Here is a 4,089-nt window from a genome sequence, read left to right as displayed (position 1 = left end):
GCAATATCCGCGGGAACAGTGGCCAGAACTTCCGCGGGAATCTGAGCACGCTCCAGGTCGTCGAAGCCATACCCCAGCAACACGGCCTTTTCCCTGGCCGCCTGAAGGGCCGAATCATCCCTGTCAAAATCGAGAATCAGCGACAAACCGTAGGGCGTCGTTCGACATCCAACCCGGATTTTTCTTTCGATGCCGCGTGCCACGACTTTAACGTAACCATAGAAATTGATCATTGCCAGCATGCGCGCGGCCATCGGTGCGAGGAGTTCGAACGGGATATCGGCCCGTGTGCAGATTCCGTCGTGCACCTTGTAGCCCACTTTGGTTGTCCCATGATAGTGGACCAGCGCCGCCCGGGATGCTCCCAGCCGGATGGCCTCACCAATGACCGCCTGAATACTTCGGGTGATCTCCGCGGATTCCGGGTCGACAGCAGTCACTTCTCCGGCCGCTGCCTTTTCCTCCCGCACCTCCACGAACTCCACCGACGCACCGGACGGTGTTTCCTCGGACTCCGCACTCGGACCGCTTTCCTCTTCAGGCGTGCTTTTTCCGTACGCCCTTTCAATAGCCTCGATGAGATGTTCTTTGACGGCCAGAACGACCCGCACTGGATGATCCAGCGCAAAACGAAGCCGATCGGACATCTCGGGCGAAGGCGGATCGCTCATCGCCACCACGAGGCGTTCCTGATCAAATTCAATGGGCAGAATTTGGTACGATCGTGCGAAATCTGCCGGGACCAAACGAAGAATCTGCGGGGCAGGACGAACAGTCCGCACATCCACAAAACGAAACCCCAATCGGGCTGCTTTCCGCTCCGCCAATTCGACCAGACGAGCGTCTTCAGCACTTGAAAAGCCTGCCGATGCCCCGGATCGGGCGCGTTCCTGATCGTGCGCATTCATGGTGGCACCTACTGAAATTGAGAAGACGAGGTTCTGCACCCCAACCCGACATACAACCGCAGTTTGACTATCCCCACGAAACAACACCGCCTCGGGCGAACCAAAGCCCGTCTGACGGCGACTACTTTCGTCGAAAAAGTAACGGCCAATTCGAAGCGGACCCCGCCGTGATATTGTCCCGTCGATGGAACTGTCCCCCAGATTCGCTGACACGGGTGCTACGGTTCGCCGTGTCGTCAACAATCAACAAGTCCATCTTCCGGGGCGCAAGTACGATTATACCGGGGCAGGCGTAACACCTGCAAACACTTGAGAAGCCAGGTTCAAACCGTTCGCCGTGCCCCTACTGCCAGTCGCGGTTCAAGGAGCGTCCCGGCTCCACATTTTGGGAGACGAGATCATTTCAGCCTGATCGCTGGCGAACGACAAGTTTCTCGGCGTGCCGGGGTCTTATCCGTTTCCCCTCGATGGACCGCAACGTTGGGAGGCAATCTAGCCCCCGTTAACGCGTAAGACAGCAGAAACTGCGGTTCACGATGAGGAGTTTAGACCTGAGGACTCCCGCTACACCGCCGTCAAGCCGTACCTATGATATCCGCGACAGGCCACGGGTGAAAAAACAAGATGTGATGCGTTGATCACCGCTGAGGTGGCTTGAACGGAGGAGCTTCCTCGGTCGTGTTCGTCTGCGATTCCTCACGTGCAGAAACGCCGGGAATGGCAGAGCCCGCCGCTCGGAATAATCCTCTTACCATTCGGCCGAGACGAACATCTCCTTCATCGTCTTCGGAGGAGGCTGTCCCGTGTTGAAGCTGAGAGGAACTCGACGACGCGGCGGGGGAAGCTTTCTCCCTCATCGTGTTCGAGGGCTGCGTCTGCGGCTGCACACCCGGAGCAGGGGCAGAAGCCGGCCCCGCGCTCTCCTCCGAACTCGGTGCCACCTGAGCGGGCGTGGACGGATTTTCCTGACCTTTAACCGTCGCTGAAGGACCAGCCGGCTGCCCTTCGCCCGTTCCGGAGCCCTTTCGGCACCCCGTAGAAACAACGGCGAGCATCACCACCACGACGAAGAAGATCCAGATGACCGACGTTTTCATCCTGAGCATCCTTTCCTTACAAGCACAAGCTGACTGCTTGTCTATCCAACACAGTTCACTCGACGCCTCCACCCGAGTGCATTCTAGCACAGTCATTCTCAGCTCACTACTCTCCATTTCGACGTTGCGGGGCTGGACGGTATAACAGCGCCGAAATACCCTCGATCTCCTTCCGCTGAAGGGGAGAATAAAAGCGGAATGTAACCAGTTCTCTCAACTCGAACAATCTGCCCAACTCCCAACGGATGTTGTCCTCCGTAACGCTCGTCAATCCGGGAAATTCTTCCGTTCCGCAATAGCTGACCGAAAGATAATATGATCCGGGCTTTGTCACACGCCACAGTAGATCGAGGAGCCTCGACAGCTCCCACAGCCGGACATATTGATAAAATCCACAGTCGTAGACGAGATCGAACGTCGCACCCTTATAGTTGTACAGAAAGACATCTTCGAGAACGAGGCACAACCGAGCCCCTGCCCGCTGCGCCCGTGTTCGGGCCCTTTCAATGGCGGTGGGTGCAAAGTCGATGGCCGTGACATCGAACTTCTTTTGCGCAAGAAGCACCGCGTCGGCTCCCGTACCACATCCCAATTCCAGGACACTGGGCTTGCGCAAGAGTTCCCGTTTCAGAAACTCCTCCAGCGCGGGGGAAGGTATCCCCATCTCCCACGGGGGCAAGCCTTCGCGGTAAACGGTGTCCCAATCAGCAGCGGAAGGCGCACGAAACTTTCGTAAACTCGCCGCCATAACCCGTGTTCCATTCTTCTCTATTGGTTACACAAACGATTCTGTCGCTACTGAACTTTTTGGAATATCGGTCTCACACGCCGCAGTGCGCACCTGCCCGTTTATGCGGTAATTCGCAGATCGCACCCGTCAGCCATCCGAAATCACCCGATTTTCTTATGGTAACACATTAACGGGGCGGCGAAACCCTTCCACAAGGTGTGTGGCGTGTGGGAGGCAACACATCTCAGGCGGCGAATGTCCGCGCGAAGTGCTCAGTTCTCGCTGAGGAGAAAAAATATTCAAAGACTGGCCGAAGACCCCACACCGCGTGCGGATCACAGCGCAGCCTAACGCGACCACGCATGAGCGCGCTTCCGCCAATCAACGCGCCACCGGCCGATACCACAGTGATCACCTGCCCATCTTGACAGTGACACCAGCCTTGTCGAAGCGTAGCGACTGTTCCTTGAACCAATCGCCACTCGGCTCCGTCGAACAATCGCACACCAAAAATACACTATACGGAACACCGTACTGGCGCACAGCGTGCATCACATGCAAGAAGACGTCTTACGGCGCCTTCGTTTTCGCCGTGTCTGGCCGCGCGTGCCCACTTGGAGGGTAGATTGACAACCCACCCTTGCGTAACTACAAGGGGGAAAGGGGGTATGCATGATCGGCCAAAGACGTCAGCGTAAGGTGTTGTCATGGCCAAAGGCCTGAAATCTGCCAAGTCCTTCGGTGTGACCGGAAAACCGACCACCAGCAAAGTCCAACAGGTGCTGCAGGCCCTGGATCAGCATCTCCTCGCACTGATAAATCGCCGTGCCGAGCTGAGCCTCCAGTTGGCCGAATTGCGCAAAGAAGCAGGGGAACCCGACTTCCAACTCTCCGATGAAGATCGGCAACTGGCAGCGGTCCTGGAAAAAAACCTCGGACCATTGAGCCGGGCGGCGACGCAGGCGATCTTCCGTGAACTTCTCAGCGCCTGCCGGTCGCTCATCAAGCCTCTTCGGGTGGCCTACCTTGGACCTCAGTACAGCTACAGTCACCTCGCAGCCATTCACCGATTTGGCCAGCAGGTGGAATACGTTGCTGTGGGGAGCATCGCAGCGGTTTTTGAAGAGGTGCTCCGGGGTCATGCCCAGTTTGGAATCGTACCCCTGGAAAATTCCACCGACGGCCGCATCGCCGACACGCTGGATATGTTCATCCGCACCCCGGCACGGATTTGCGGCCAGGTGGAGCTGGAAATTCATCACACGCTGTTGGCGAAATGCCCGCGCTCTGAAATTCGGGAAGTGTACAGCCGTCCGCAGGCCCTGTCCCAATGCCGGAACTGGCTGGCCAAACA

Annotated in this window: 4 protein-coding genes; 1 reads left to right on the top strand and 3 read right to left on the bottom strand. The window is 57.3% G+C overall.

Translation table 11 applies throughout. From position 1 onward, the window contains the following. The 3 genes from H5U08_RS11785 to H5U08_RS11775 form a co-directional block, all read right to left on the bottom strand. A partial coding sequence (locus H5U08_RS11785; protein ID WP_297033239.1) for a hypothetical protein occupies nucleotides 1-908 on the bottom strand: 908 nt, incomplete at its 3' end. 638 nt (nucleotides 909-1,546) lie between these two features. Beyond that, nucleotides 1,547-2,005, bottom strand: a complete 459-nt coding sequence (locus H5U08_RS11780; protein ID WP_297033236.1) for a hypothetical protein — start codon at nucleotides 2,003-2,005, stop codon at nucleotides 1,547-1,549. A 106-nt stretch (nucleotides 2,006-2,111) separates the two neighbouring features. Beyond that, entirely contained in the window at nucleotides 2,112-2,753 is a 642-nt protein-coding gene (locus H5U08_RS11775; protein WP_297033235.1) for a class I SAM-dependent methyltransferase, read from the bottom strand. Between the two features lie 689 nt (nucleotides 2,754-3,442). Here H5U08_RS11775 and H5U08_RS11770 point away from each other — a divergent pair. Then, nucleotides 3,443-4,089: prephenate dehydratase domain-containing protein (locus H5U08_RS11770; protein WP_297033233.1), on the top strand; the 647-nt coding region annotated here is incomplete at its 3' end.

The sequence above is a fragment of the Thermogutta sp. genome, assembly GCF_014359955.1.
In the GTDB taxonomy this organism is placed as follows: Bacteria; Planctomycetota; Planctomycetia; order Pirellulales; family Thermoguttaceae; genus Thermogutta.
This window is presented reverse-complemented; position numbering and strand designations above follow the sequence as displayed.

What these genes read in the sequence shown, in the direction of transcription:
- H5U08_RS11780 (WP_297033236.1), bottom strand. Translation starts at nt 2,005, where the DNA reads ATGAAAACGTCGGTCATCTGGATCTTCTTCGTCGTGGTGGTGATGCTC.
- H5U08_RS11775 (WP_297033235.1), bottom strand. Translation starts at nt 2,753, where the DNA reads ATGGCGGCGAGTTTACGAAAGTTTCGTGCGCCTTCCGCTGCTGATTGG.